The 20,048-nt window shown below is 63.0% G+C and carries 20 protein-coding genes; 16 read left to right on the forward strand and 4 right to left on the reverse strand.

The window, feature by feature from the left end:
• Nucleotides 1-67 precede the first annotated feature (67 nt).
• The 3 genes from LB554_RS24395 to LB554_RS24405 all read left to right on the forward strand — a co-directional run bounded on the left by LB554_RS24395 (nt 68) and on the right by LB554_RS24405 (nt 1,897).
• Complete coding sequence (locus tag LB554_RS24395; protein ID WP_140619600.1) at nt 68-325, forward strand: GlsB/YeaQ/YmgE family stress response membrane protein; 258 nt, start codon at nt 68-70, stop codon at nt 323-325.
• A gap of 137 nt (nt 326-462) precedes the next feature.
• Nucleotides 463-1,428 carry a lipoyl synthase gene (lipA, locus tag LB554_RS24400; protein ID WP_140664404.1) on the forward strand — a complete coding sequence of 322 codons (966 nt, stop codon included), beginning with the start codon at nt 463-465 and terminating at the stop codon, nt 1,426-1,428.
• A 10-nt stretch (nt 1,429-1,438) separates the two neighbouring features.
• On the forward strand, nt 1,439-1,897 hold the full coding sequence (locus LB554_RS24405) for a type II toxin-antitoxin system RatA family toxin (protein ID WP_015317926.1): 459 nt from the start codon (nt 1,439-1,441) through the stop codon (nt 1,895-1,897).
• Here LB554_RS24405 and LB554_RS24410 read toward each other — a convergent pair.
• Both LB554_RS24410 and LB554_RS24415 read right to left on the reverse strand, forming a co-directional pair.
• Nucleotides 1,873-2,382 (reverse strand): CinA family protein, encoded by a 510-nt coding sequence (locus tag LB554_RS24410; protein WP_224587319.1) that lies wholly within the window; start codon nt 2,380-2,382, stop codon nt 1,873-1,875. The genes LB554_RS24405 and LB554_RS24410 overlap by 25 nt on opposite strands.
• Nucleotides 2,379-3,608: a bifunctional 2-C-methyl-D-erythritol 4-phosphate cytidylyltransferase/2-C-methyl-D-erythritol 2,4-cyclodiphosphate synthase gene (locus LB554_RS24415; protein WP_140619604.1), complete on the reverse strand. Its 1,230-nt coding sequence runs from the start codon at nt 3,606-3,608 to the stop codon at nt 2,379-2,381. The genes LB554_RS24410 and LB554_RS24415 overlap by 4 nt, the downstream gene beginning before the upstream one ends.
• 140 nt (nt 3,609-3,748) lie before the next feature.
• Between LB554_RS24415 and dusB the strand changes: the two genes are divergently transcribed.
• The 8 genes from dusB to hflX all read left to right on the forward strand — a co-directional run bounded on the left by dusB (nt 3,749) and on the right by hflX (nt 13,871).
• Nucleotides 3,749-4,777: a tRNA dihydrouridine synthase DusB gene (gene dusB, locus LB554_RS24420; protein ID WP_224587321.1), complete on the forward strand. Its 1,029-nt coding sequence runs from the start codon at nt 3,749-3,751 to the stop codon at nt 4,775-4,777.
• A complete protein-coding gene (locus tag LB554_RS24425; protein WP_224587324.1) occupies nt 4,774-5,916 on the forward strand; it encodes a two-component system sensor histidine kinase NtrB in 1,143 nt (380 codons plus the stop codon). The genes dusB and LB554_RS24425 overlap by 4 nt, the downstream gene beginning before the upstream one ends.
• Nucleotides 5,913-7,373: a nitrogen regulation protein NR(I) gene (gene ntrC, locus LB554_RS24430; RefSeq protein ID WP_023783973.1), complete on the forward strand. Its 1,461-nt coding sequence runs from the start codon at nt 5,913-5,915 to the stop codon at nt 7,371-7,373. The genes LB554_RS24425 and ntrC overlap by 4 nt, the downstream gene beginning before the upstream one ends.
• Before the next feature lie 84 nt (nt 7,374-7,457).
• Nucleotides 7,458-9,788: an ATP-binding protein gene (locus LB554_RS24435; RefSeq protein WP_411962650.1), complete on the forward strand. Its 2,331-nt coding sequence runs from the start codon at nt 7,458-7,460 to the stop codon at nt 9,786-9,788.
• A complete protein-coding gene (locus tag LB554_RS24440; protein ID WP_140792888.1) occupies nt 9,778-11,139 on the forward strand; it encodes a sigma-54-dependent transcriptional regulator in 1,362 nt (453 codons plus the stop codon). The genes LB554_RS24435 and LB554_RS24440 overlap by 11 nt, the downstream gene beginning before the upstream one ends.
• 86 nt (nt 11,140-11,225) lie before the next feature.
• Entirely contained in the window at nt 11,226-12,089 is an 864-nt protein-coding gene (locus LB554_RS24445) for a D-amino-acid transaminase (RefSeq protein WP_224587326.1), read from the forward strand.
• Between the two features lie 144 nt (nt 12,090-12,233).
• On the forward strand, nt 12,234-12,479 hold the full coding sequence (gene hfq / locus LB554_RS24450; RefSeq protein ID WP_006202172.1) for an RNA chaperone Hfq: 246 nt from the start codon (nt 12,234-12,236) through the stop codon (nt 12,477-12,479).
• Complete coding sequence (hflX, locus tag LB554_RS24455) at nt 12,480-13,871, forward strand: GTPase HflX (protein WP_224587327.1); 1,392 nt, start codon at nt 12,480-12,482, stop codon at nt 13,869-13,871.
• 52 nt (nt 13,872-13,923) lie between these two features.
• Here the strand turns inward: hflX and mazG are convergent, their stop codons facing one another.
• Nucleotides 13,924-14,748, reverse strand: a complete 825-nt coding sequence (gene mazG, locus LB554_RS24460; RefSeq protein ID WP_224587328.1) for a nucleoside triphosphate pyrophosphohydrolase — start codon at nt 14,746-14,748, stop codon at nt 13,924-13,926.
• 89 nt (nt 14,749-14,837) lie between these two features.
• Nucleotides 14,838-16,022 (reverse strand): aromatic amino acid transaminase, encoded by a 1,185-nt coding sequence (locus tag LB554_RS24465; protein WP_224587343.1) that lies wholly within the window; start codon nt 16,020-16,022, stop codon nt 14,838-14,840.
• Nucleotides 16,023-16,153: 131 nt separating this feature from the next.
• Here LB554_RS24465 and LB554_RS24470 point away from each other — a divergent pair, with 131 nt between their 5' ends.
• The 5 genes from LB554_RS24470 to LB554_RS24490 all read left to right on the forward strand — a co-directional run bounded on the left by LB554_RS24470 (nt 16,154) and on the right by LB554_RS24490 (nt 19,983).
• Nucleotides 16,154-16,765: a histidine phosphatase family protein gene (locus LB554_RS24470; protein ID WP_224587329.1), complete on the forward strand. Its 612-nt coding sequence runs from the start codon at nt 16,154-16,156 to the stop codon at nt 16,763-16,765.
• Between the two features lie 91 nt (nt 16,766-16,856).
• The gene (locus LB554_RS24475; protein WP_411962652.1) at nt 16,857-17,387 is read left to right on the forward strand and encodes a sigma-70 family RNA polymerase sigma factor; all 531 of its coding nucleotides are present in this window, start codon (nt 16,857-16,859) and stop codon (nt 17,385-17,387) included.
• Complete coding sequence (locus LB554_RS24480) at nt 17,384-18,157, forward strand: anti-sigma factor family protein (RefSeq protein ID WP_224587331.1); 774 nt, start codon at nt 17,384-17,386, stop codon at nt 18,155-18,157. The genes LB554_RS24475 and LB554_RS24480 overlap by 4 nt, the downstream gene beginning before the upstream one ends.
• Before the next feature lie 23 nt (nt 18,158-18,180).
• On the forward strand, nt 18,181-18,897 hold the full coding sequence (locus tag LB554_RS24485) for a Bax inhibitor-1/YccA family protein (RefSeq protein ID WP_224587333.1): 717 nt from the start codon (nt 18,181-18,183) through the stop codon (nt 18,895-18,897).
• Between the two features lie 198 nt (nt 18,898-19,095).
• Complete coding sequence (locus LB554_RS24490; RefSeq protein ID WP_224587334.1) at nt 19,096-19,983, forward strand: aldose 1-epimerase family protein; 888 nt, start codon at nt 19,096-19,098, stop codon at nt 19,981-19,983.
• The last annotated feature ends 65 nt before the right edge of the window (nt 19,984-20,048 follow it).

Below are 20,048 nucleotides of genomic sequence, written 5' to 3' on the forward strand. Positions count from 1 at the left end.
CCGTGGGATCTCGACGGCGAGGCAGTTCGTTTCCCAATGCATTTTTACTGGCGCAAGGAGAAGGCATATGCACTTGAACGGCGTGGGCTGGATCGCAGCAATCATCATCGGCGGCCTGGCAGGCTGGTTGGCCGAAATGGTCATGAAGAGCAACACCGGCATATTCATGAACATTATCATGGGCATCGTTGGCGCGGTGGTGCTGAATGCAGTCCTGCAGGCCCTCAACATCGGCGTATTCGGCGTCGGCTGGACCGCTTATCTGATCACCGGATTCATCGGTGCCTGCCTGCTGATCTGGGTAGGTCGCCTAGTGCGCCGTTAGTCGATATCGTTTTCGGCTATGCGAAAACGGTTGTAGCGGCATGCGCCGCTGCAGCCTTTTTCTTTGTCCCGAAAAGTCCTAGATGACGTTAAAGTGACGATCGCCGACGGGCGGTCGCAAGAAAGGCCAGGGTTCAGATGGTCACTGTCCTCGACACGATCGCCAACGCGCCGCGGCTGCGGCATCCCGAGAAGGCCCACAAGCCCGACCAGGAGGTATTGCGCAAGCCGGACTGGATCCGCGTCAAGGCGCCGGTGTCGAAGGGATATGCCGAGACACGGGAGATCGTGAAATCGCACAAGCTGGTGACAGTATGCGAAGAGGCCGGTTGCCCTAACATCGGTGAGTGCTGGGAAAAGAAGCACGCCACCTTCATGATCATGGGCGAGATATGCACGCGCGCCTGCGCCTTCTGCAATGTCGCCACTGGCATCCCGACCGCACTCGACTCCGACGAGCCCGCGCGTGTCGCGCATGCCGTCAAGCAAATGGGCCTCAGCCACGTCGTCATCACCTCCGTTGACCGCGACGATCTCGACGATGGCGGTGCGCAGCACTTCGCCGATGTCATCCGTGCGATCCGGGCGGCAACGCCTCTGACGACGATCGAAATCCTGACGCCCGATTTCCTGCGCAAGGAAGGCGCACTGGAGATCGTCGTGGCGGCCCGGCCCGACGTCTTCAACCACAACCTCGAAACCGTGCCGTCGAATTATCTTAAGGTCCGGCCGGGCGCCCGCTATTTCCACTCGATCCGGCTGCTGCAGCGGGTCAAGGAACTCGATCCGTCGATTTTCACCAAGTCCGGCATCATGGTCGGCCTTGGCGAGGAGCGGAACGAAATCCTGCAATTAATGGACGATCTGCGTTCGGCCAATGTCGACTTCATGACCATCGGCCAATACCTGCAGCCGTCGAAGAAGCACCACCCGGTGATCCGCTTCGTCACGCCGGAGGAATTCAAGTCCTTCGAGACGATCGGCAAGACAAAGGGTTTCCTGCTGGTGGCATCGAGCCCGCTGACACGCTCTTCGCACCATGCCGGCGACGATTTCGCCCGGCTGCGCGCCGCGCGCGAAGCGCAGCTCCAGAAATTGGTCTAACGCCGGTTTCATGCCGAAATTCGAAGCCACCCGCCGCGTCGCCCACACGCCTGAGCAGATGTTCGCGCTGGTCGCCGACATCGAAACTTACCCGCAATTCCTGCCGCTTTGCGAAGCGTTGGCGGTCCGCTCGCGCAAGGAGCGTGACGGCCGCACCATCCTCGTGGCCGACATGAGCATCGGCTATAAGGCGATCCGGGAGACTTTCACGACGCAGGTACTGCTCAAGCCCGACGAACACGCCATCGACGTGAAGTATATTGACGGGCCGTTCAAATATCTGAGCAATGTCTGGCGGTTCGAGCCGGATGGTGCCGGTTGTGCCGTGCGCTTCTTCATCGACTATGAATTCAAGAGCCGCATCCTGGGTGCGCTGATGGGCACGATGTTCGATCGTGCCTTCCGCATGTTCGCCGAAGCTTTTGAAAAGCGCGCCGACATCATCTACGGCAAGAAACCGGCGGCCTGACTCTCGCCAAGCGCCTGCAAGCCGATCTCAAGTGAATGATGGACCGTTTCCCGGCGGATGAAGTCACGGCCATTGTCGGCAAACAGCTTGCGTTCAGCCGTCACGGGTCGGCCGTTCACCGCAACGCCAAACCAGACCAGCCCGACCGGCTTTTCCCTGGAACCGCCACCCGGACCGGCAATGCCGGTGACGGCCAGCGCCAGCCCGGCACGCGAACGGGCGAGCGCTCCGGCGGCCATCTCGATGGCTGTCTCGCGGGAGACCGCACCATGCACGTCGAGCGTGGCGGCGCGAACGCCGAGCATGTCCATCTTGGCTTCATTGGAATAGGTGATGAAGCCGCGATCGACCACGGCGGAAGAACCGGCAATGTCGGTCAGCGCGGCGATGATCATCCCGCCGGTACAGCTTTCCGCGGTCGCCAGCATGATGCCGCGCTCCCGGCACGCCTCAAACAGGGCGGTTGCCAGTTCGCTGTTGGTCATTCCGGAACCTCGCCTGGAAACACCACACTGGCGGTGGCGATCGCCGCGATACCTTCCTCGCGGCCGACAAAGCCGAGCTTCTCGTTGGTTGTCGCCTTGACCGAGATGCGGTCGGCGGAAATGCCCAGCATCAGCGAAAGGACTGATGTCATCGCCTCGCGGTGCGGGCCGACGCGCGGCGCCTCGCAGATCAGCGTGATATCGGCATTGGCGATGCGTCCGCCGCGCTCGCGCACCAGTCTTGCCGCATGTTCGACGAATATCCGCGATGCAGCGCCTTTCCACTGCGGATCGGACGGAGGAAAGTGCGTGCCGATGTCGCCGGCCCCGCAGGTCGCCAGCAGCGCGTCGGTCAGGGCGTGCAGGCCGACATCCGCGTCGGAATGGCCCGACAATTTCCTGTCATGCGGGATGGCGACGCCACAAAGCGTAACATGGTCGCCGGGCTCGAAGGCGTGGACATCATAGCCATTGCCGGTGCGGATGTCGGGAAAGTGTGTCCGCTCGCTGGAAAGTCGCTGGTGCGCCATGGCGATGTCCCGTGCCCATGTGAGTTTGACATTGTCGGGCGATCCAGGAACGAGCTTCACCGGCATCTGCATCCATTCGGCGATCGACGCGTCGTCGGTAAAGTCGGATTTGCCGCTGTTGTAGGCTTGCTCATGCATCGTCATGATCGCGAGGAAGGGAAAGCCTTGCGGCGTTTGCGCCGCGTGCAGCCCGCTCCGTGGCACCGTTTCGCCGACCATGCCGGTCGCCGATTCGCGTTTCAGCGTGTCGGCGACCGGCAGGGCGGGAAGCGCGCCTTCACGTTCGCCGATGGCCGCGATGGTGCGGTCGATCAGATCCATGTCTACAAAGGGGCGCGCGGCGTCGTGGATGAGGACCTTGTCCGGCGCGTAGCTTCTCAGCGCCTGCAGCCCGAGCCGAACCGAATCCTGCCTGGTCGCGCCTCCGGCAATTGCCGTTACCCGATCCGCATCGGTTCCGACCGCTTGCTGAAAAAGCTCGCGGTCTTCGGCATGGATGGCCACGACGACCCGGCCGATGAGCGGGTGCGCCAGAAAAATGTCTATGACACGAGCGATGACGGCGCGTCCGCCAATTCGTTGATATTGCTTAGGACCATCGGCTTGTCCGGCGCGCGCGCCGCGGCCGGCCGCGACGATAACCACCGCGACTTTGCCACCCGGATCCGGAGCCTGATTTTCGGTTGCGCCAGTCATGCAGTCCGGTCCTAGTCGCGGCCAAGGCCGAAGGCCAGCATTTTCCCAATTGCGCCTTAATGTGGCGTCATTCCGCGTTGCACATTTCTCTCGATCTGGCTAGAGAATGTGCAACGAATGGACGTGCTTGGTTTTTGTGCATGGTTAACTTGACCGGATTGGCCCAGTCTCTCGACGTCGGCGGCGTCAGAATACGCAACCGCGTCTTCCTCGCGCCAATGTCGGGGATCACGGACGAGGCGTTCAGGCAGCGCGCCCATGGGCATGGCGCAGGCCTGGTGGTGTCCGAAATGGTGGCCAGCGGCGAACTCGCCAAGGGCAGGGCGGGTTGTGGCCTGCGGATACGCCATTCCGGACTGCCCGTCCACATGGTGCAGCTTGCCGGGCGCGAGGCCATGCATATGGCCGAAGGCGCGCGGATCGCCGCCGGCGAGGGCGCCGACATCATCGACATCAATATGGGCTGCCCGGCCAAGAAGGTCACCGGTGGCTATGCCGGTTCGGCATTGATGCTGGACCTCGACCACGCGCTCTCGCTGATCGAGGCCGTGGTAGGCGCGGTCAAGGTGCCGGTGACGGTCAAGATGCGGCTGGGTTGGGACGAAGGCGCACTCAACGCTCCTGTCCTGGCGCGCCGGGCCGAGCAGGCGGGCGTCAGGATGGTCACGGTCCATGGCCGCACACGCTGTCAGTTCTACCAGGGCAAGGCGGACTGGCGCGCCATCGCTCGCGTCAAGGAGGCTGTTTCCATTCCGGTCGTCGCCAATGGCGATGTCTGCTCCCCAAGCGACGCAGCCGCCGTTCTCGAACAGTCCGGCGCCGATGCGTTGATGGTCGGCCGCGCCCATTATGGCGCGCCGTGGGTCGCCGGAGGCATCGCTGCGGCTGCCGCCGGGACATTTTCGCCCAGCATTCCCGAGACCGCGCAAGCGCTTACCGATTATGTCGTCGCCCACTACGAGGACATGCTGGCGCTTTACGGCATCGAGAGCGGCCTGCGCCAAGCGCGCAAGCATCTGGGCTGGTATCTCGACCGACATGCCGAGGGTGTCGCTGGCGAGAGTAGGAAAGCGATATTGACCGCGTCCGAACCGGCCCGCGTCATTGCCTTGCTGCGTGACGTGTTTTCGCGCGATCCGCAAACCTTGAACCTGCGGAGCGCCGCATGACCGCAACCCCTGGCCAAGGCGTTGAAATGGCGGATGCTGCCCAGATCGTACTAAACACGATCCGCCGCCCGGTGATCATGATCAGCGAGGAAGGCTTCATCACCTTCGCCAATGCCGATGCCGAGGACTTCTTTCGCTCCAGCGCGACCATGCTGGCGCGCAACACCCTGTCCAAGCTCATACCCTTCGGCAGTCCGCTGCTGACACTGGTCGACCAGGTGCGCGAGCGCCGCGCGCCCGTCAACGAATATCGGGTCGACGTTTCGTCGCCGCGCCTCGGCATCGAAAAGGTCGTCGATCTCTATGTCGCGCCGGTGCCGGAGTTTCCGGGCTCCGTCGTGGTCATGTTCCAGGAGCGGTCGATGGCCGACAAGATCGACCGGCAGATGACGCATCGCGGCGCGGCGCGCTCGGTGACCGGTCTGGCGGCGATGCTGGCGCATGAGATCAAGAACCCGCTCTCCGGCATCAGGGGGGCGGCTCAGCTGCTCGAGCTGTCCGCTTCCGATGAGGATCGCGCGCTGACGCGGCTGATCACCGACGAGACGGACCGTATCGTATCGCTGGTCGACCGCATGGAGGTGTTTTCCGACGGGCGGCCGATCGACCGCTATCCCGTCAACATCCATGTGGTGCTCGATCACGTGAAAGCGATCGCAAAGAACGGTTTCGCTAGGAAAATCAAGATACTGGAGGACTATGATCCATCATTGCCTCCGGTGTTTGCCAATCGTGATCAGCTGATCCAGGTGTTCCTTAATCTGATCAAGAACGCCGCCGAGGCAATCGGTAGCGACCCCCAGGGCGAGATCGTGCTGTCCACCGCCTTCCGGCCCGGTATTCGCGTTTCGGTTCCGGGGACGCAGGACCGCGTGTCGCTGCCGCTGGAGTTTTGCGTGCGCGACAATGGTTCCGGCGTGTCGGAGGATATCCTGCCGATCCTGTTCGATCCCTTCATCACCACCAAGCCGAACGGCTCGGGGCTCGGGCTGGCGCTGGTCGCCAAGATCGTCGGTGAACATGGCGGCATCATCGAATGCGATTCGACGCCGCGCGCGACAACATTCCGGGTTCTGATGCCGGCCTGGAAGGAAACGGCGCTTGGCGCTGATCAAGACGGTGAAGGAGACCGCAAATGACCGTTCGCGGCAATATTCTGGTCGCCGACGACGACGCTGCGATCCGCACCGTTCTCAATCAGGCCTTGTCGCGTGTCGGTCACGAGGTGCGCGTCACCTCCAACGCGTCGACTCTGTGGCGCTGGGTCGCGGCCGGCGAGGGTGATCTCGTCATCACCGACGTCGTGATGCCGGACGAGAACGCTTTCGACATGCTGCCGCGCATCAAGAAGGCGCGGCCGGAACTGCCTGTCATCGTCATGAGCGCCCAGAATACCTTCATGACGGCGATCCGCGCTTCCGAAACGGGCGCCTATGAATATCTGCCGAAGCCTTTCGATCTGACCGAACTCCTCAACATCGTCAACCGCGCTTTGTCCGAGCCCCGGCGGCCGAAGATCGATGCCAGGCAAGAAGAGCCGCCCGAAACGATGCCGCTGGTCGGCCGTTCGGCGGCCATGCAGGACATCTACCGCATGCTGGCGCGCATGATGCAGACCGACCTGACGGTGATGATTTCGGGCGAATCGGGCACCGGCAAGGAACTGGTGGCACGAGCGCTGCATGAATATGGGCGCCGTCGTGGCGGTCCGTTCGTTGCCATCAACATGGCGGCTATCCCGCGCGACCTTATTGAATCGGAACTGTTCGGTCACGAGAAGGGCGCCTTCACCGGCGCGCAGAGCCGCTCGACTGGCCGTTTCGAGCAGGCGGAGGGCGGCACGCTGTTCCTTGACGAGATCGGCGACATGCCGATGGAGGCGCAGACGCGCTTGCTGCGCGTCCTGCAGCAGGGCGAGTACACGACTGTCGGCGGCCGCACGCCGATCAAGACCGATGTGCGCATTGTCGCCGCCACCAACAAGGACCTGCGTACGCTGATCAACCAGGGCCTCTTCCGCGAGGATCTTTTCTACCGTCTCAATGTCGTGCCGCTCAGGTTGCCGGCCTTGCGCGAACGCTCCGAGGATGTGCCCGATCTGGTGCGCCATTTCTTCAAGCTCGGCGAAATGGAGGGGCTGCAGACCAAGCGCATCTCTTCCGGCGGCATCGAACTGATGAAGCGCTATCCCTGGCCAGGCAATGTGCGCGAGCTGGAAAACCTGGTCCGCAGGCTCGCCGCGCTTTATTCGCAGGACGAGATTTCCGCCGAGATCATCGAGACGGAGCTCAAGACAGGCGAACGCCCCGTGGTACCGGGTGGCGGCAACCTCATTCCCGACGATCTTTCCATCGGGCAGGCGGTGGAGCACTTCCTGCAGCGCTATTTCGCCTCCTTTGCGGGCGAATTGCCGCCTGCCGGTCTGTACGAGCGTATCTTGTCCGAAGTCGAATATCCGTTGGTGCTGGCTTCGATGACGGCAACCCGCGGCAACCAGATCAAGGCCGCTGAGCTCCTGGGACTCAACCGCAACACCCTGCGCAAGAAGATTCGCGAATTGGGCGTCAACGTTTACAAGTCCTCCCGCCAGACCTGAGCCCGCGCTGCATACAGGATCTTTTCAGGGGACCGACCGGGGAAAGAGTCCTGTAGTTGTCACACTTGTTGCATAATCGCCACAATGCGTTGCATAGATCGGACGCAATCACTGGCTCTAGACGGCGACATGGCTCCGCAGACACCTGTACTCAACAAACCGCTCTTCAGCGAACCTGGCGCGCGCGACGGGCGCCGGCTGCTGGCACTGCCCGGCGTGGTGGCGGTCGTCGGTGCCTTGGTCATGGCGGCTATTTCGTTCGCCATCCTGGTCGGTGCGACACCGATTGCGCCTGACGCCAAAACGACCTGGGCGCTGATTGCTCTCAATGCCGCCTTCGTGCTCTTCCTCATCGCGCTGGTTGGACGCGAGGTGCATCGCATCGTCATGGCGCGCCGGCATGGCAAAGCGGCTTCTCGGCTGCATGTGCGCATCGTTGCCATGTTCGCTCTCGTCGCCGCCATTCCCGCCATCATGGTGGCGATCATCGCCTCGATCACGCTCGATATCGGCCTTGATCGCTGGTTCGAAATTCGCACCAAGACGATCGTCAATTCGTCCCTGTCGATCGCCGACGCCTATGTGCAGGAGAACGCGCGCAACCTGCAGGGTACGACGTTGTCGATGGCCTACGATCTCGATGCGTCGCGAACGCTCTACGGCCTCGATCGCACCGGCTTTCTCGATCTTATGAACAAGGAAGCCGTGGGCCGCTCGCTGGCGCATGCCGCGCTGATCAAGCCCGATGGCTCCTTCGTCATGAGCGCCAAGACCGATGCCGATTTCGCCATGCCGGAACCGCCGGAAGGAGCGGTGGCCACCGCCACGGACGGCAAGCCGGTGCTGATCGAGCCGCGCACGCGCAACATCATGGGCGCCATCGTCAAGCTGCGCGAGCTCGATGGCCTCTATCTCTACACCATCCGTCTGGTCGACCCCGAGGTGATCAAGGCGCGGCAGATCGTCAGGTCCAACACCGACGAGTATCGCAATCTCGAGGACAACAGGCGTACCTCGCAAGTGGCGTTTGCGCTGCCCTATCTGTCGCTGACCCTGATCATCATCCTATCGGCAATCTGGACCGGCATAGCTGTTGCCGACCGGCTCGTGCGGCCGATCCGTCAGCTGATCGGCGCTGCCGACGAAGTCGCGACCGGCAATCTCGACGTCGCGGTGCCGGTGCGGCCATCCGATGGCGATGTCGCCTCGCTCGGCGACACGTTCAACAAGATGCTGCTGGAGCTCAAATCACAACGCAACGAGATCCTGTCGGCGAAGGACCTGATCGATGAGAGGCGGCGTTTTTCCGAAGCCGTGCTTGCCGGCGTCACCGCCGGCGTCATCGGCGTCGACCCTTACGGCATCATCACCATCGTCAATCGTTCTGCCGAATCGATGCTGGCCGTTTCCGCCAGCGCGGCACTTGGGCAGAATCTTTCCGCGATCCTGCCGCATGTCGGCCGGGTCTTCGAGATCGGTCGTAAATCCGGCAAGCCGGTCTACCGCGAACAGGTGACCTTCTATCGCGCCAGCGCCGAGCGGACCTTCAATGTGCAGGTCACCATCGAGGCAGGCGACGACGGCTCGGAGGAAAAATCCTATGTCGTGACCGTCGACGACATCACCGATCTGGTTCAGGCCCAGCGCTCATCCGCTTGGGCCGACGTGGCGCGGCGCATCGCCCACGAGATCAAGAATCCGCTGACGCCGATCCAGCTTTCCGCCGAACGCATCAAGCGCCGCTACGGCAAGGTCATCACCGAAGACCGCGAGGTTTTCGACCAGTGCACCGACACCATTATCCGGCAGGTGGAGGATATCGGCCGCATGGTCGACGAGTTCTCGGCTTTCGCGCGCATGCCAAAGCCCGAGATGAAGGCCATCGACCTGCGCGAATCGCTGCGCGAGGCTTCCTTCCTGGTCGAAGTCAGCCGCGCCGATATCACCTTCGAGCGGATATTCGGCAACGAGCCGCTCAAGGGCACGTTCGACAGCCGGCTGATGGCCCAGGCTTTCGGCAATGTGATCAAGAATGCCGCCGAGGCGATCGACGGACTGGAACATAAGGACGGTTCGCACGGCATAATCCGGATTCAAGCCGGCCGTCAGAATGGCGCGATTCGCATCGATGTCATCGACAATGGCAAAGGCCTGCCGCGCGAGAATCGCCAACGGTTGCTGGAGCCCTATATGACCACGCGTGAAAAGGGCACCGGGCTTGGTCTCGCTATCGTCAAGAAGATCGTGGAGGACCATGGCGGCAGGCTGGAACTCCATGACGCGCCTGCGGATTTCCACGGCGGGCGCGGCGCGATGATCAGCATCATCCTGCCGCCTGCAACCAGCGCGCTGCCGCGCGGCGAAACCAAGGCGGACCACGAAAGAGAAACTGAAAAGGTCGATAATGGCGTCTGATATTCTCATCGTCGATGACGAGGAAGACATCCGCGAACTCGTCGCGGGCATCCTGAGTGACGAGGGTCACGAAACCCGTACGGCATTCGATGCCGACAGCGCACTGGCGGCTATCGCCGACCGAGCACCGAGGCTGATCTTCCTTGATATCTGGCTGCAGGGTTCGCGTCTGGACGGCTTGGCGCTGCTCGACGAGATCAAGACCATGCACCCGAACCTGCCGGTAGTGATGATTTCAGGCCACGGCAACATCGAAACGGCGGTTTCCGCCATCCGTCGCGGCGCCTATGATTTCATCGAAAAGCCGTTCAAGGCCGACAGGCTGATCCTCATTGCCGAACGCGCACTCGAGACCTCGAAACTGCGCCGCGAAGTTTCCGACCTCAAGCTGCGCAGCGGCGAGACTTTCGATTTGATCGGCATGTCCTCGGCGATGAGCCAGTTGCGCCAGACCATCGAGCGTGTCGCGCCGACCAACAGCCGGGTGATGATCGTTGGCCCTTCCGGATCGGGCAAGGAACTGGCCGCCCGCGCCATTCATACGCTGTCGGCGCGCAAGGGCGGGCCGTTCGTGACGCTGAGTGCCGCCAATATCACGCCTGAACGCATGGAGATCGAACTGTTCGGCACCGAATCGAACGGGGTCGAACGTAAGGTGGGGGCGCTGGAGGAGGCCCATCGCGGCATTCTATACATCGACGAAGTGGCCGACATGCCGCGCGAGACGCAGAACAAGATTTTGCGCGTGCTGGTCGAACAGCAATTCGAGCGGGTGGGCGGTACTAAGCGGGTCAAGGTCGACGTCCGCATCATTTCCTCGACCTCGCAGAACCTTGAGGCGATGATCGCCGACGGGCGTTTCCGCGAGGATCTCTATCACCGGCTCGCCGTGGTTCCGGTCATGGTGCCGGGACTGGCCGAGCGGCGCGAGGACATTCCCTATCTCGTCGACAACTTCATGAAGCAGATCGCCCGCCAGGCTGGCATCAAGCCACGCCGTATCGGCGACGACGCGCTGGCCGTGCTGCAGGCGCACAACTGGCCGGGCAACGTGCGCCAGTTGCGCAACAACGTCGAGCGACTGATGATCCTGGCGCGCGGCGAGGACGTGGACGCGCCGATCACCGCGGATCTGCTGCCGTCCGAAATCGGCGATGTCATGCCGCGCACGCCCAACCAGTCGGACCAGCATATAATGGCGCTGCCGCTGCGCGAGGCACGCGAACAGTTCGAAAAGGACTATCTGATCGCCCAGATCAACCGGTTCGGCGGCAACATTTCGAAGACAGCCGAGTTCATCGGCATGGAGCGTTCCGCCTTGCACCGCAAGCTGAAGTCGCTGGGCGTCTGACCCAATCCTCGGTGGCCCACGCGATTGTCCGTTACCTGCACGGCGGAATCGCCTAAACAGGCCGAACCAAATCTCCCGAGGTGACCATGCCGCGCATTGCCTATGTGAACGGGCGCTACATCACTCATGCCGATGCCGCCGTGCATATCGAGGATCGCGGCTACCAGTTCGCCGACGGCGTCTACGAGGTCTGCGAGGTGGCGCGCGGCTTCATCGTCGACATGCCGCGCCACCTTGCCCGGCTGAACCGCTCGCTGACCGAACTGTCGATCGCCTGGCCGGTGACACGCAATGTGTTGCCGCTGATCCTGCGCGAAGTGGTCAACCGCAATCAGGTCGTCAACGGCCTGGTCTATGTTCAGGTGACGCGCGGTGTCGCCAGCCGGGAATTTGTCTTCCCATCGGCGAACGTCAAGCCCGCGCTGGTGGTGACAGCCAGGAAGGCCGACCCTGCCGCGGGAGCCAAGCGAGCCGAGACCGGTATCGCCGTCATCACCGTGCCGGAGAACCGGTGGGACCGCGTCGACATCAAGACCGTCGGGCTGCTGCCCAATGTATTGGCCAAGCAGAAGGCCAAGGAAGCGGGCGCGCAGGAGGCGTGGTTCGTGGATGCCGACGGCAACGTCAAGGAGGGCGGGTCGTCGAATGCCTGGATCGTTACCAGGGATGGCGTTCTGGTCACCCGGCCGGCCGAACATGGCATTCTGCGCGGCATCACGCGCACCACCATGTTCGAAGTCGCGGCAAGGCTCGGCCTGAAGATCGAGGAACGGGAATTTTCCGTCGCCGAGGCCAAAGCGGCCCGCGAAGCATTCATCAGTTCCGCGACGACTATTGCCATGCCGATCGTGGCCATTGATGGCGATCCCATAGCCAATGGCCACCCCGGCTCAATAACACTTTCGTTGCGGCATGCCTTTTTTGACATTGCGGAAAAAAGTCCAGCCTGATAACCGCACAGGTGGAATGAACATCAATATATCTCGTTCTGCTTGTCGTTACTGACGGCAAGAGGGTGTTTGCGCGCTTGACATGTGCCCGCTAATTTGGCGCATTGGCTGCAAACCGAAGGGGATCGGCGAAAGACAAAAACAATGGCGGAACGATCGCAAAACCTTCAGGACCTGTTCCTGAATTCAGTTCGCAAGAGCAAGAACCCGCTCACCATCTTTCTTATCAACGGCGTGAAGCTGACCGGCGTGGTCACTTCTTTCGATAATTTCTGCGTCCTGCTGCGCCGCGACGGTCACTCCCAACTCGTCTACAAGCACGCCATTTCCACGATCATGCCGAGCCAGCCGGTTCAGATGTTCGATGGCGAGGAAAGCCAGGGCGCCTGATTGGCACGTGAGAAGGACGCGGACGGCACGGTTCGCGGAAAATCAGCGCATCATCCCGGGACGGAAGCCAAGGGTCCGACCCGGGCCGTTGTCATTGTGCCTGTGCTTACCCGCCAACCGCGTAACGACGATGACACGAACCGTCCGCGGCTGACGCGCTCGGCCGAGGCGCGCCACGACGAAGCAGTCGGCCTTGCCCGCGCCATTGACCTTGATCTGATCCATACGGCGGTCGTGACCGTCAACGACCCGCGCCCGGCGACGTTGCTGGGCAGCGGCAAGGTCGAGGAGTTCGCCGGGATCGTCAAGGAAGGGCACGCGGAAGTGGTCATCGTCGACCATCCGCTGACGCCGGTGCAGCAGCGCAATCTCGAGAAGCAATTCAACGCCAAGGTGCTGGATCGCACCGGGCTGATCCTGGAGATCTTCGGCGAACGGGCGCGCACCAAGGAAGGCACGCTGCAGGTCGAGCTTGCCCATCTCAACTACCAGAAGGGCCGCCTGGTGCGCAGCTGGACCCACCTGGAGCGTCAGCGTGGCGGTGCAGGCTTCCTCGGTGGCCCCGGTGAAACGCAGATCGAATCCGATCGGCGGCAGTTGCAGGAAAAGATCATAAAGCTGAAGCACGAGCTGGAAACCGTGCGCCGCACCCGCGACCTGCACCGCGCCAAGCGCAAGAAGGTGCCGTTTCCAGTGGTGGCGATCGTCGGCTACACCAACGCCGGCAAGTCGACGCTGTTCAACAAGCTGACCGGAGCAGGGGTGCTGGCGCAGGACATGCTGTTCGCCACGCTGGATCCGACACTGCGCCGCGTGCGGCTGCCGCACGGCACGCCGATCATTCTTTCCGACACGGTGGGCTTCATTTCGGACCTGCCGACGCATCTGATCGCGGCGTTCCGGGCGACCTTGGAAGAGGTGGTCGAGGCCGATCTCGTCATCCATCTGCGCGACATTTCCGATCCCGACACGGCGGCGCAGGCCGAGGACGTCGAGCGCATCCTCGCCGATCTCGGCGTCGACGCCAGCGACACCAGGCGCGTGATCGAAGTCTGGAACAAGATCGACCTGCTGGACGAAGGCAACAGGCAGCGGCTGCTCGCCGACAGCGCCGACGGTTCCAAGGAGCCGCCGATTGCCGTATCGGCGGTGTCAGGCGAAGGCATCGATGCGCTGAAAGCGGTCATCGAAACGCGGATGGCCGGCGAACTGCAAGACCTGACGGTGACGATCGAGCCGGCACAATTCGGCCTGGTCGACTGGCTTTATCGCAATGGCGATGTCGTTTCGCGAACCGACAATGACGATGGCAGCGCCACCGTTTCGCTGAAGGCCACGCAAAGCGCCCGCGAAGAGATTGAAAGCCGATTGCGTCGCAAAAACAACGGCTAACGCGCAGAAATTCGAGAAGAAGTTATCGCGGTTTTCCGTCGAGGCTATAGGCTTACCTTGCAGTTTTTGCTTCCTGCCAGAGCGCTTCCATCTCCTCTAGGCTAGCTTCCTCCAGCGAGCCGCCTGATTTTTCCAGGGCTCGCTCGACATAGTGGAAGCGTGAGCGGAATTTCTCGTTGGTGCCGCTGAGTGCCGCCTCCGAATCGAGCTTCAGGTGACGGCCGAGATTGACGACGGCAAACAACATGTCGCCGAACTCGTCCTTGATCGAGGCCGTCTCACCCCTCGCCAAAGCCTCGCGCAACTCCCCGATCTCTTCCTCGATCTTGTCCAGGATGGGAGCCGCCTCGCTCCAGTCGAAGCCGACACGGGCGGCTTTTTCCTGAAGCTTCAGCGCTCGCGTCAAGGCGGGCAGGGCGACCGGAACACTGTCCAGGAACCCCTTGCCGTTGTCCTCCGGGTCGAGGCCGCGTGCGAGGCGGGCTTGTCGCTTCTCGGCCTTCTCCTGCGCCTTGATCTTCTCCCACATGCCCTTGGCCATGCCGGCGCTGCGGGCCTTCTCATCGCCAAAGACGTAAGGATGGCGGCGGATCATCTTGGTGGTGATGGCCTGGACAACGTCAGGGAAGGCGAATTCGCCGGCTTCCTGCGCCATCTGGGCATGGTAGACGACCTGCAGCAGGAGGTCACCGAGTTCGTCGCGCAAATCGTCGAGATCGCCGCGCGCGATGGCATCCGCCACCTCGTAGGCCTCCTCGATCGTGTAGGGCGCGATGGTGGAGAAGTCCTGCTCGATGTCCCACGGGCAGCCGGTCTTCGGCGCGCGCAACGCCGCCATGATTTCGATCAGGCGTGAAATGTCTTTCGATGGCGTCATGGAGCGGATGCTATCGCGCGAACCGTCACTCGGCCAACGCTGTCAGCCGGCGAGGGGACCTTGTCCACAGGCGCACCGTACCCGCCTCGTCAGTCCAGCACGGAAACAATCGCCTTGGCGAGGTCATCCATGCCGTCCTCGGGCAGGCCGGCCACGTTGATGCGGCTGTCGCCGACCATGTAGACGGCGTGCTCGGCGCGCAGCCTTTCGACCTGCGCTTCCGTGAGGCCGAGCCGCGAGAACATGCCGCGATGGCTGGCAACGAAGTCGAAGCGATCGGAATTGGAGTGCCGGCGCAGCGCCTCGGCGAATGCGACCCTAAGCCTCAGCATACGAAGACGCATCTCTTCCAGTTCTGCTTCCCAGTCGGCACGCAGCGCGGCGTCTTCCAGGACGATGCGCACCGCCGCGGCACCATGGTCGGGCGGCATCGAATACATGGCGCGCGCCGCCGACAGTATCTGGCTCATCGCGACGTCGGCCTGCGCGCCGTCCCTGGCCAGGACCATCGCCGCGCCGACCCGGTCGCGGTACACCGCGAAATTCTTCGAGCAGCTCGACGCGACAACCATTTCCGGAACTTTCGCGGCCAGCAGCCGCAAGCCGAGGGCATCGGCCTCCAGGCCGTCGCCAAACCCTTGATAGGCGATGTCGACAAATGGCAGCAGACCGCGCTCGACGACGAGATCGGTGACGGCCTCCCACTGAGCCGCGTCCAGATTGGCGCCGGTCGGATTGTGGCAGCAGCCATGCAGCAGCACCACGTCGCCGGTGTTGGCCGACCGCAGCGCCGCCAGCATGTCGTCGAAACGAACCGCTCCCGAGGCCGCATCGAAATAGGGATAGTCGCGAATCTGCAGGCCGGCGGCACGCATCACCGGCATATGGTTCGGCCAGGTCGGGTCGGAGACCCAGACCGTGGCATCCGAACGCGTCCGCTTGAGCAGTTCTGCCACCAGCCGCAGCGCGCCGGAGCCACCGGGCGCCTGTGCCGCCCGGATGCGCGACAGGTCCGCGCCCGGACCGAAGGCGAGCTTGGCCATCACAGTGTTGAACCCGGTATCGCCGGCAAGGCCGAGATAGGTCTTGGTATCCTGGCCCTGCAGCAGCCGCTTCTCGGCCTCGCGCACGGCCCGCATAACCGGCGTCTTGCCGTCCCGATCCTTGTAGACGCCGACACCGAGATCGACCTTGCCAGGGCGTGGATCGGCGCGATAGAGGCCGATCAGCGCAAGAATCTTGTCGGCGGGAGCTGGCTGCAGGTCTTCGAACATCATTATGGTTCCGTTGGCGCGGCGGAGTGATACGCAAATTGGCCACGTTTCACCAGCGGTTTTGATCGCGGCGGCGCGAAAGGCGGCACCTGCCGGTGCGGCTTTCAACCACTTCAGAGAAGGCATGCTCCATGCTCGTCCGTCTGACCATGATCTGCGCCGGTGCCACGGCGACGACCCGGAAAGGGCGGTTTCCCTCGGATGAACCGCTGGAGCCACGATCGCTGACATTGGCAAAAGCGATGCGAGGGACGCTGCGTCGCGCGGACCGTGTGTGGACAGCGCCGGCGCTTCGCGCCTGTCAGACCGCCGAGGCGCTGTCGCTGGACGCGTCCGTCGATCCGATGCTGGCCGACCAGAATTACGGACGATGGGCAGGCAAGAGCTTTGAAGAGGTGCAGGCGCGACAGCCCGAAGAAATCGCCGCATGGCTCATGGATCCGAATGCAGCCCCGCATGGTGGTGAGCCGCTGGCCGACGTTGCCCGACGGACCGCCGGATTGATGGATCGATTGATCGTCGAACGTGGCCATACTATCGCCGTGACGCATGCCAGCGTCATCCGCGCCGCGATCCTGCATGTTCTCGGGGCGCCGCTTGCCGCCAGCTCGAAGATCGACGTCGAGCCACTGAGCATCACCGATTTACGCAGCGACGGCCGCCGGTGGGTGTTGCGCGCCTGCGGCGTGACGGTTCCCAAACCGGCAAATCCACTTGGACCTAAGGGCGCTCACGGCACCTAGCGAGACGAGACACCTGCAACCGATATATTTTCCCGCGAAGAAAAATCGGCACGGCCGGGATTAAAATCCCCACATGCTCCGTAGACAGGGCATGAAACGGTCGATGCCACGCTTTGACATCATTGGACAGCTCGGGTCGCTGCGGCGCTACGCCCGTTCGCTGACGCGCGACGGCGTCGAGGCCGAGGATCTCGTCCACGACGCGCTGGTGCGCGCCTATGAGCGTCGCGGCACGTTCCGCTCGGGCGGAAACCTGCGCGCATGGCTGCTGTCGATCGTCCATAACACCTTCATCGACCGCGTGCGCTCGCGCCGCTCGGAAGCGGCACGCCTCGAACAGGCCCGATATCTGGCCGACGGCAGCACCCCGGCGCCGCAGGAACATTCCGTGCGCCTGGCGCAGGTTCGCGAAGCCTTTTTCAGCCTGCCGGAAGAGCAGCGCTCGGCGCTGCATCTGGTCGCCATCGAAGGGCTCTCCTACCAGCAGGCCGCCAACGCCAGCGGCGTGCCGCTGGGCACGCTGATGTCGCGTATCGGCAGGGCGCGCGCGGCCTTGCGGCAGATGGAAGAGGCGCCCGCCCGGGGCAAAAATCATCTCAGGATCGTGGGAGGTGACTCATGACCGCTCTTGTCGACCCGGTTACGGACGCCGATCTCGACGCCTATATCGACGACCAGCTCGACGTCAGCCGCCGCATCGAGGTCGAAGCCTTCCTGTCGGAGCGTCCGGACACGGCCGCGCGTGTGATGTCGGATCTGCGCACCCGCGACGAACTGCGCATGGCGCTGGCCGGTTCCGAAGGCATGGCGCGGCCGGCGACGGCCGATGCGGCGCGGCGGCTGGAGAGGGGGCTTGGCCGGGGCCGCATCTTCGGTGTGCTGCAACGCGCGGCAGCGGTCGCCGCTTTCGTTGCCGCCGGCTGGCTGGCCAACGGCATCGTCGGGCCGATGTCGGTGACCAAGGTCGTCGCTTCACCGCAGCCGCCCGCCTATGTCGACGAGGCGGTACAGGCACACAGGACGACGCTGCTGCGCGAAAACATGCCCTCGCAGACCGAGGCGCCTAATTACAATGCCGGCGAGATCCGCGCCGCCACCGCCATCGTGATGCCGGCACTGCCGAAGGACTGGAAGGTCCGCGACGTGCAGATCTATCCGTCGCGCTTCGGCCCGAGTGTCGAGATTGCGGTCGACGCCAAGGAGATGGGCCTGGTTTCGCTGTTTGCGATCCGGCCGGGCACTTTCGATGTGGTCAAGCCGACCGTGGCGCCCTCGGGCGACATCTCCTCGGCCTATTTCCAGATCGGCGATGTCGCCTACGCTGTCGTCGCCAAAAGCGAGGTTCATGATCTCGACCGCGCCGCCGAAACGCTCGCCAGAACGCTTTACTGACCAATCCACAAAGGAGACCTCGAATGAATACGCCCAATCTTGGATACCGCGTGGGCACAGGCGCCCGGACTGGAGCCGTCTATGACGAGGGCCTGCGCCAGCACATGCTGCGCGTCTACAATTATATGGGCCTTGGCCTGGTGGTTACCGGCCTTGTCGCCTTCCTGGTGTCGTCGACGCCGGCGCTTTATGTGCCGATCTTTTCCAGCCCGCTGAAATGGGTGGTGATGCTGGCGCCGCTCGCCTTCGTGCTCCTGTTCTCGTTCAAGATGCAGACCATGTCCGCGGCAAGCGCGCAGGCGATGTTTTGGGCCTTCTGTGCCGTCATGGGCCTGTCGCTGGCTTCGGTGTTCCTGGTCTTCACCGGCACCAGCATCGCGCGCACCTTCTTCATCGCCGCCACCATGTTCGGCGCCACCAGCCTCTATGGCTACACGACAAGGCGCGACCTGACGCAGTTCTCGTCCTTCCTGATCATGGGCCTGATCGGCGTGGTGATCGCCAGCATCGTCAACATCTTCCTCGGCTCGACCGCGCTGCAGTTCGCCATCTCGGTCATCGGCATTGCCGTGTTCATCGGCCTGACGGCCTGGGACACGCAGACGATCAAGGAGCAATACGCGGAGAATTTCGATGCGGAGTCGCGCCAGAAGCTCGCCGTCTTCGGTGCCCTCTCGCTCTACCTGAACTTCATCAACATCTTCCAGCTGCTGCTGAATTTTACCGGCGAGCGGGAATAGTCCGGACCGTAGCAGGCAACAGCTTTGAGTCTTGGCTGGCCGGAGGGAAACCTCCGGCCATTTTCTTTCGAAAGGGGCGCCTGGCCCACCATCAAGGTTCATCGCGATCGCGTGAAATGCAAATGCCGTCCGCCACCTTGAGTTCACGCCCGGCCATTTGCTAGCCTGCCGGCCACGCCGGACGAACCGCGAGGACATATGGAACAGGACAGTCTGACGCTTCATGGCGAGGGCATATCGGCAACCATCATCGCCCACGGCGCAGAGTTGGTTTCCCTGCGGGATGCACGAGGATTTGAGTTCCTGTGGCAGGCTGGACCGGCCTGGCGGCGCCATTCGCCGGTGCTGTTTCCGATCGTCGGCCGGCTGAAGGGCGATCACCTGCACCATCGCGGCCAGACCTATCCGATGACGCAGCACGGCTTCGCCCGCGACAAGCCTTTTATGTGGGCGGAGAGGGGGCCTCGATCCTGCACGCTGGTGCTCACCGACGACGCGGAAACCCGAACGCACTACCCGTTCGCATTTCGACTGGCCGTGACCTATACGCTGGGCGAGGCGCAACTCGACATAGAATTCGAGATTACCAACCCGGGCGGCGACGAACCGATGCCGGCGTCGATCGGGGCGCATCCGGCGTTCAACTGGCCGGTTCTGCCCGATACGGCCAAGGACGCCTATCGCCTGACGTTTGCCCAGGCAGAGCCAGCGCCGATCCGCCGGCTGAAGGATGGCCTGCTCATCGCAACGCCGCAGCCAACGCCGGTCAAAGGCACTGTGCTCGAGCTGTCCGAACGGCTGTTTGACGACGACGCTGTGATCCTGGACCGGCCGGCCAGCAACAGCGTTCGCTATGGCGCCGATGACGGTCCGGCGATCGAGGTCTCATGGCAGGGATTTCAGGAAGTGGGCATCTGGTCCAAACCCGGTGGCGCACCGTTCCTGTGCATCGAGCCCTGGCACGGCATTGCCAGTCCGTTGGATTTCGATGGCGAGTTCACCGACAAGCCCGGCCTGATGCTGATCGCGCCGGGCGCGAAGCGTTCGCTGAGTTACCGGATCAGCCTGGAGCAGGGGCCTCGGTAAAAGTTTTCCTGCAAGCCATGAAGCGGGCGCAAAGGCGGACCGGGGCCGTATTCCACCTCAGGTCG

The sequence above is a fragment of the Mesorhizobium sp. CO1-1-11 genome (assembly GCF_020164995.1).
Taxonomy (GTDB): Bacteria; Pseudomonadota; Alphaproteobacteria; order Rhizobiales; family Rhizobiaceae; genus Mesorhizobium; species Mesorhizobium australicum.

What these genes read in the sequence shown, in the direction of transcription:
- LB554_RS24395 (WP_140619600.1), top strand. Translation starts at nt 68, where the DNA reads ATGCACTTGAACGGCGTGGGCTGGATCGCAGCAATCATCATCGGCGGC.
- lipA (WP_140664404.1), top strand. Translation starts at nt 463, where the DNA reads ATGGTCACTGTCCTCGACACGATCGCCAACGCGCCGCGGCTGCGGCAT.
- LB554_RS24405 (WP_015317926.1), top strand. Translation starts at nt 1,439, where the DNA reads ATGCCGAAATTCGAAGCCACCCGCCGCGTCGCCCACACGCCTGAGCAG.
- LB554_RS24410 (WP_224587319.1), bottom strand. Translation starts at nt 2,382, where the DNA reads ATGACCAACAGCGAACTGGCAACCGCCCTGTTTGAGGCGTGCCGGGAG.
- LB554_RS24415 (WP_140619604.1), bottom strand. Translation starts at nt 3,608, where the DNA reads ATGACTGGCGCAACCGAAAATCAGGCTCCGGATCCGGGTGGCAAAGTC.
- dusB (WP_224587321.1), top strand. Translation starts at nt 3,749, where the DNA reads ATGGTTAACTTGACCGGATTGGCCCAGTCTCTCGACGTCGGCGGCGTC.
- LB554_RS24425 (WP_224587324.1), top strand. Translation starts at nt 4,774, where the DNA reads ATGACCGCAACCCCTGGCCAAGGCGTTGAAATGGCGGATGCTGCCCAG.
- ntrC (WP_023783973.1), top strand. Translation starts at nt 5,913, where the DNA reads ATGACCGTTCGCGGCAATATTCTGGTCGCCGACGACGACGCTGCGATC.
- LB554_RS24435 (WP_411962650.1), top strand. Translation starts at nt 7,458, where the DNA reads ATGCGTTGCATAGATCGGACGCAATCACTGGCTCTAGACGGCGACATG.
- LB554_RS24440 (WP_140792888.1), top strand. Translation starts at nt 9,778, where the DNA reads ATGGCGTCTGATATTCTCATCGTCGATGACGAGGAAGACATCCGCGAA.
- LB554_RS24445 (WP_224587326.1), top strand. Translation starts at nt 11,226, where the DNA reads ATGCCGCGCATTGCCTATGTGAACGGGCGCTACATCACTCATGCCGAT.
- hfq (WP_006202172.1), top strand. Translation starts at nt 12,234, where the DNA reads ATGGCGGAACGATCGCAAAACCTTCAGGACCTGTTCCTGAATTCAGTT.
- mazG (WP_224587328.1), bottom strand. Translation starts at nt 14,748, where the DNA reads ATGACGCCATCGAAAGACATTTCACGCCTGATCGAAATCATGGCGGCG.
- LB554_RS24465 (WP_224587343.1), bottom strand. Translation starts at nt 16,022, where the DNA reads ATGTTCGAAGACCTGCAGCCAGCTCCCGCCGACAAGATTCTTGCGCTG.
- LB554_RS24470 (WP_224587329.1), top strand. Translation starts at nt 16,154, where the DNA reads ATGCTCGTCCGTCTGACCATGATCTGCGCCGGTGCCACGGCGACGACC.
- LB554_RS24475 (WP_411962652.1), top strand. Translation starts at nt 16,857, where the DNA reads ATGAAACGGTCGATGCCACGCTTTGACATCATTGGACAGCTCGGGTCG.
- LB554_RS24480 (WP_224587331.1), top strand. Translation starts at nt 17,384, where the DNA reads ATGACCGCTCTTGTCGACCCGGTTACGGACGCCGATCTCGACGCCTAT.
- LB554_RS24485 (WP_224587333.1), top strand. Translation starts at nt 18,181, where the DNA reads ATGAATACGCCCAATCTTGGATACCGCGTGGGCACAGGCGCCCGGACT.
- LB554_RS24490 (WP_224587334.1), top strand. Translation starts at nt 19,096, where the DNA reads ATGGAACAGGACAGTCTGACGCTTCATGGCGAGGGCATATCGGCAACC.